Genomic DNA, 6,022 nt, shown 5'->3' on the forward strand with positions numbered 1-6,022 from the left:
TGTAGGGTTTTATGAATTCTTCCAGGTCAGCATCTGCCTGCTGGCTGGAGTCTATGGCAATTCTTTTTCCCTGTATCTCCTCGGTTCCCAGTTTTTCAGTTTTGCATGAATTTAGAAGCAGGAGGCTGAAAAAGACAATACCGATATTTTTAATTGCGGTCATTTGCGGTGAATATTTCGGGTAAATATAAACAGATAATTAGAGCCTGAGAAAATATTCTTAAATCGGAAAAACCTATTAATAATCTGCTGAACTTAACATTCATATGAGAAGACCTGTTCTGTATCTTTTTTCACAAATAAAATAAAGCTGTTAAAAATGGGCTTTTCCTTAGCCCGAATGACTTTAAATGTATTTTGCTGTGTTTTTAATTATTTACATTTGTGCGCCTAAAATCAGTTATGTTGCTAAAATCCGGTAAAATTTATTTGGCCAAAAAAAGGTATAGCTCAAAGATATCATCTAATGGAACTAAAGGCTTTGATTTAAAAAGTTTGATTTTGCTCTATGATACTCCTAATGCCCAGGCTTTGGAATATTTTGAGGTACTAAAAACTGAATTCGGTATTTCTGAAGATAATTTTAAAGCTGTTTGCTGCGGAATCAGTAATGACATCCCGGAGGAGAGCATAGCTTTTAGTTTTGAAGATATTGCCTATAATGGCAAATTGAAAAATGAAGCTTTAAAAGAGGTAATTGCTTCTGGCCCCGATCTTGTAATAAATTATACGGAAAAAGGAAATCCGGAAGCAGAATTTTTGCTGAAGCTAATCGCTGCATCAGTAAAGACCGGTAGGTTTGATGATAAAGAAATAAACCTTAGCATAAACGACGGAAACAAACCTGAGGTTTTTACTGAAGAACTGATCAGGTATTTAAAAATTTTAAAAGGAAATAAATAAAGATGAAAGAATTTGTTGGAATCGGAGTTGCACTTATCACTCCCTTCAGGGAAGATTCTTCGGTTGATGTGGAAGCCCTGGAAAACCTGGTGGAAAACCAGATTGAAAACAATATAGATTACCTGGTCGTTCTGGGAACAACCGCAGAAAGTGCTTGCCTTAACAAAGAGGAAAAGGAACTGGTGAAATCTACAATAGTAAAGAAAAATAATAGCCGACTTCCTCTGGTCCTTGGTGCCGGTGGAAATAATACCACTGCATTAGCAGAGGAACTAAACACTGAAAACCTTGAAGGTTTTTCCGCGATATTATCGGTTTCTCCTTATTACAATAAGCCTACCCAGGAGGGAATTTACCAGCATTTCAAGGTGATAGCAGAAGCTTCCTCATTGCCTGTTATTCTATATAATGTGCCGGGCCGAACGGCATCGAATATTTTACCGCAAACAGTAAACCGGATAGCTCGTGATTTCTCAAATGTCATCGGGATAAAAGAAGCCGCAGGTGATATTGTACAGGCGATGAAGCTTATTTCGCTGGTTCCGGAAGATTTCCTTGTGATTTCGGGAGATGATATGATTACCTTGCCAATGACACTGGCAGGTGGTAAAGGAGTGATCTCTGTTATTGGGCAGGGTTTTCCGAAGGAATTTTCAGAGATGGTTTCTTTGGGGCTTTCAGGAAAAACTAAAGAAGCATATAAAATACATTATAAAATAGCCCCTTCCATAGATATGATCTTTGCAGAAGGTAATCCTGCCGGAATCAAAGCCCTGCTTTATAAAAAGGGAATTTGTCAGAATGTATTGCGTCTTCCGCTGGTCAAAGCTTCAGATGATCTCACTAAACAGATACATGGGTTTGTAGAAAACTTTTAAATAATGATCCCGCCTCACAGCGGGATTATTAATTTTTTTGCCTGTTTCAGCTTTATTTTGCCTGAAATATTTGCCGTCATTACAATAAAACTCCTGTTTACAGGTTATTGCAGGGAGTCTGAAAGTTTTTTTATACTCAGGAAAAAATGTACTTTTGCCAGATGTTTTTACAAAGAATGAAAAAAGCCTTTTTATTATTAAGTCTATTAATGCTGAGTGTTTCTTGCAGCGAGTACCAGAAACTCCTGAAAAGCGAAGACACCGGTAAGAAATATACTACCGCCGAACAGCTTTATGATGAAGCTAAGGAAGAAGACAGTAAACCCAAATACAGGAAAGCTCTTCGTCTCTTCGAACAGATTGTTCCTGAATACAGAGGAAAACCCCAGGGCGAGAAATTAAGTTTCCTTTTTGCGGATACTTATTACCAATTGGGGGATTATTATCTTTCTTCTTATCAGTTTGAGCGTTTTCAGCAGTCCTATCCAAATTCTGAAAAACTGGAAGAAGCTGCTTTCAAGAAGGCTGAAAGTTTTTACCATTTGTCACCCCGCTACGATCTTGACCAAACAGATACACATAAGGCTGTTACCGAACTGCAGGCATACCTGAATGCTTTCCCTGAAGGTGAATATGCCGATCGCGCTAACGAGCTTGCCACCGAATTAAGGGTAAAACTGGAGAAAAAAGCCTTTGAGATCGCAAAACAATACCATACTACCGGTCTGGCCCGTGAAGGTAATTACCGGGCGGCGATCACTTCATTTGATAATTTCATAAAAGAATATCCCGGCTCTCCTTTTAGGGAAGAAGCTTTTTATTACCGGTACGATGCAGCTTACCAATTGGCTATTAATAGTTTTGCCAGCCTTATGCCGGAACGTCTGGAAGAAGCAAAGACTTATTATGAAGCTTATGTGAAGCGCTATCCTGAAGGTGAATACCTGCCAGCGATGAAAGCTTCCATAGAAGATATTGAAACTAGGTTACAAAATATTTAACAAGCAAGAATGATGGACATTAAGAAATCTGAAGCCCCGGTGAACACTACCACAATCGACAAGAATTTGGTAGATGCTCCCACCAATAACATTTACGAAGCTATTTCTGTAGTAGCAAAACGAGCAAACCAGATCAATGCCGAGATCAAAAAGGAATTGCTTGAGAAGCTGGACGAATTTGCTACTTACAACGACAGCCTTGATGAGATCTTTGAGAACAAAGAGCAGATCGAGGTTTCTAAGTATTACGAAAAACTGCCTAAGCCACATTCTTTAGCAATCCAGGAGTGGTTGGATGATAAGATCTACTACCGCAACACCAAAGATTCTGAAGAAGCATAATCTGGTATTATGTCGGTACTAAAAGGTAAAAAAGTGCTTTTAGGCGTTACCGGAGGTATTGCCGCCTATAAAACTGCCTTTTTAGTAAGACTACTCATAAAAGCCGGTGCACATGTAAAAGTGGTAATGACACCGGCTGCCAAAGAATTTGTTACTCCGCTAACACTTTCCACGCTTTCAAAAAATGAAGTGTTTTCATCTTTTACCAATGAAGAAAATGAAAATGCTGTATGGAATAATCACGTAGAACTCGGCCTTTGGGCCGATTTTATGGTTATAGCCCCCGCCTCTGCCAATACTTTGGCTAAAATGGCCTCCGGCACTGTTGATAATTTATTGCTTGCAGTTTACCTCTCCGCAAAATGCCCGGTGTTTTTTGCCCCGAGCATGGATCTGGATATGTACAAACATCCTTCTACCACTAATAGTTTTAATCAGCTTAAAAGATACGGCAATATCATGATTCCCGCAGGTTCCGGTGAACTAGCCAGCGGACTCCACGGAGAAGGTCGCATGGCCGAACCAGAAGATATCCTTGAGTTCCTGGAACAGCACTTTGCAGCACAACTTCCTTTAAGAAATAAGACTATACTTATTACTGCCGGCCCGACTTATGAGGCTATAGATCCGGTCCGTTTTATCGGAAATCATTCCAGCGGAAAAATGGGCTTTGCCCTTGCGGAAAAAGCAGCCGGATTGGGCGCAAATGTTATTCTTGTATCGGGTCCCACTTATCTTGAAATCAACGAACCTAATCTGAAGCTCATCAGGGTGGTGAGTAATGATGAAATGTATGCTGAGGTAAATAAATATTTTCCTGAAGCCGATGTGGTGATCGCCGCTGCTGCGGTTTCCGATTACAAACCAAAACAAGTCGCCATTCAAAAGATCAAGAAAAGCGACAGTAATCTTGCTTTAGAGCTGGAAAAAACCCGTGATATTCTTGCCACCCTTGGAGAGAATAAAACCAAACAGCTGCTTGTTGGATTCGCCCTGGAGACCAATGATGAATTAGAAAACGCCCGCGGAAAACTACAGCGGAAGAACCTCGACTTCATTGTGCTGAATTCACTTCAGGATAAGGGTGCAGGCTTTCAAAAAGACACCAATAAGATCACTATTGTCTATCCCGATTCGGTTAAGAACTTCGACCTTAAACCAAAATCGGAGGTAGCACAGGATATATTAAATGAAATCGTAACTTTGTTAGATGCGTAACTTTCTCCTGATCATTTTGATGTTCGCCGGTCTCAGCCAAATGAAGGCCCAGGAACTCAATTGCCAGGTGGTCTTGAATACCGAGCAAACAGGCCAAAGCAACCTTTCCGTATTTCGTACCCTGGAACGCGCCCTAACAGAATTTGTGAATCAAACCAACTGGACAGATAGAGAATTTCTGCCTCAGGAACGTATTAGTTGTAGCATGTTCATTACCCTGAACAGCTTTGAAGGCGAGTCTTTTTCAGGAACCATCCAGGTGCAGTCTTCCCGACCTGTTTACGGGACTACCATGGTGAGTCCGGTCTTTAATTTTAACGATGAACAGTTTAGCTTTAATTACCGCGAATATCAGCCTTTAAATTACAGTCAGAATTCCTACAGTTCCAACCTGGTTTCTGTGCTAAGTTTTTATGTTTACACTATTTTAGGATTGGACGCCGATACTTTTTCTCCTGAAGGAGGAACTCAACATTACCAGGAGGCCAATAGAATTGTCACCACCGCTCAGCAGGGTGGAAGGCAGGGCTGGAGTGGTGCCGATGGGAATAATTCCCGCTACCGCCTGAATACAGATCTTCTTTCAAATACTTTTGCAGAATACCGCACCACACTTTACGAATATCACCGCCTTGGTCTTGACGAAATGCACCGTGACCAGGAAAAAGGAAAAATTGTGATCGCTGATGCTCTGGAAAAACTGGAGACGATGAACCGCAGAAGAGCCAATTCGCTTTTACTGCGTACTTTTTTCGATTCCAAAGCCGATGAGATAAGTCAGATCTTTAGCGATGGTCCATCAATTAATCGCCCCGGGTTAACAGAAACCCTCACCAATATGGCCCCACGTTATTCCCGTAATTGGAGAAACCTGCAATAATATTTTTCCCGGTTGATTGGGAAGAATTTCTCCCGTATATTTAGCACAAATTTTAACGACCTTGCTTACTGCATTATCCATTAGAAATTACGCCCTGATCGAAGATATCAATATCAAACTTCAGGAAGGTTTTACCATTATCACCGGAGAGACTGGTGCCGGAAAATCCATTATGTTGGGCGCATTGGGTCTTCTCCTTGGCGATCGCGCCGATTATAGCGCAATTCGCGATGCCGCAAAAAAATGTGTTATCGAAGGGTCTTTTAATATTGGAAATTATGCTCTTGAAGATTTTTTTCTGAAAGAAGATCTTGATTTTGAAACCCAAACCATCATTCGTCGTGAAATTTTGCCTTCGGGGAAATCGCGGGCCTTTGTAAATGATACTCCCGTGAAGCTCTCATCTCTGAATAAACTTGGCACATTTCTGATCGATGTTCACAGTCAGCATGAAACCCTTAGTCTTGGAAATAATCAATACCAGTTTCAGGTGATCGATACCATTGCCGGAAACGAAGCGCTTTTGCTGGATTACCGGAATCGCTTCAGAAAATTCAAAGAATTAAAGCTAAGACTGGAAGAATTAAAGGAGGAGCAGGCACAGGCAGCCAGGGAATACGATTATAATTTATTTCTTCTGAATGAACTCGAAGAAGCTAAACTCAAACCCGGAATGCTGGAAGAGCTGGAAGGTCGTTATGAGGAGTTAAATAATGTTGAAGAACTTACCGAAAAACTTGGTTCAGCGGTTGAGCTGATCGGCCGGGAAGACATCGGAAGTCTGGACAGCCTTAAAGAGG

The 6,022-nt window shown here is 41.0% G+C and carries 7 protein-coding genes; all 7 read left to right on the forward strand.

What is annotated here, in order from left to right:
- Positions 1-402 precede the first annotated feature (402 nt).
- Positions 403-903: a hypothetical protein gene (locus tag ACESK1_RS11475; RefSeq protein WP_372920319.1), complete on the forward strand. Its 501-nt coding sequence runs from the start codon at positions 403-405 to the stop codon at positions 901-903.
- 2 nt (positions 904-905) lie between these two features.
- Positions 906-1,781, forward strand: coding sequence for a 4-hydroxy-tetrahydrodipicolinate synthase (gene dapA, locus ACESK1_RS11480; RefSeq protein WP_372920320.1), 876 nt, complete (start codon positions 906-908; stop codon positions 1,779-1,781).
- A 176-nt stretch (positions 1,782-1,957) separates the two neighbouring features.
- Positions 1,958-2,782, forward strand: a complete 825-nt coding sequence (locus tag ACESK1_RS11485; RefSeq protein WP_372920321.1) for an outer membrane protein assembly factor BamD — start codon at positions 1,958-1,960, stop codon at positions 2,780-2,782.
- Positions 2,783-2,794: 12 nt separating this feature from the next.
- Complete coding sequence (locus tag ACESK1_RS11490; RefSeq protein ID WP_372920325.1) at positions 2,795-3,124, forward strand: DNA-directed RNA polymerase subunit omega; 330 nt, start codon at positions 2,795-2,797, stop codon at positions 3,122-3,124.
- A gap of 9 nt (positions 3,125-3,133) precedes the next feature.
- A complete protein-coding gene (coaBC, locus tag ACESK1_RS11495) occupies positions 3,134-4,342 on the forward strand; it encodes a bifunctional phosphopantothenoylcysteine decarboxylase/phosphopantothenate--cysteine ligase CoaBC (protein WP_372920322.1) in 1,209 nt (402 codons plus the stop codon).
- The gene (locus ACESK1_RS11500; RefSeq protein WP_372920323.1) at positions 4,335-5,222 is read left to right on the forward strand and encodes a DUF4835 family protein; all 888 of its coding nucleotides are present in this window, start codon (positions 4,335-4,337) and stop codon (positions 5,220-5,222) included. Before coaBC ends, ACESK1_RS11500 begins: the two co-directional genes overlap by 8 nt.
- Before the next feature lie 61 nt (positions 5,223-5,283).
- Positions 5,284-6,022 (forward strand): AAA family ATPase (locus ACESK1_RS11505; protein ID WP_372920324.1); only part of this gene is annotated, 739 nt, incomplete at its 3' end.

It is taken from the genome of Salegentibacter sp. (genome assembly GCF_041642575.1).
Classification (GTDB): domain Bacteria; phylum Bacteroidota; class Bacteroidia; order Flavobacteriales; family Flavobacteriaceae; genus Salegentibacter.

Coding starts and splice junctions, on each gene's coding strand:
- ACESK1_RS11475 (WP_372920319.1), top strand. CDS start 403: ATGTTGCTAAAATCCGGTAAAATTTATTTGGCCAAAAAAAGGTATAGC.
- dapA (WP_372920320.1), top strand. CDS start 906: ATGAAAGAATTTGTTGGAATCGGAGTTGCACTTATCACTCCCTTCAGG.
- ACESK1_RS11485 (WP_372920321.1), top strand. CDS start 1,958: ATGAAAAAAGCCTTTTTATTATTAAGTCTATTAATGCTGAGTGTTTCT.
- ACESK1_RS11490 (WP_372920325.1), top strand. CDS start 2,795: ATGGACATTAAGAAATCTGAAGCCCCGGTGAACACTACCACAATCGAC.
- coaBC (WP_372920322.1), top strand. CDS start 3,134: ATGTCGGTACTAAAAGGTAAAAAAGTGCTTTTAGGCGTTACCGGAGGT.
- ACESK1_RS11500 (WP_372920323.1), top strand. CDS start 4,335: ATGCGTAACTTTCTCCTGATCATTTTGATGTTCGCCGGTCTCAGCCAA.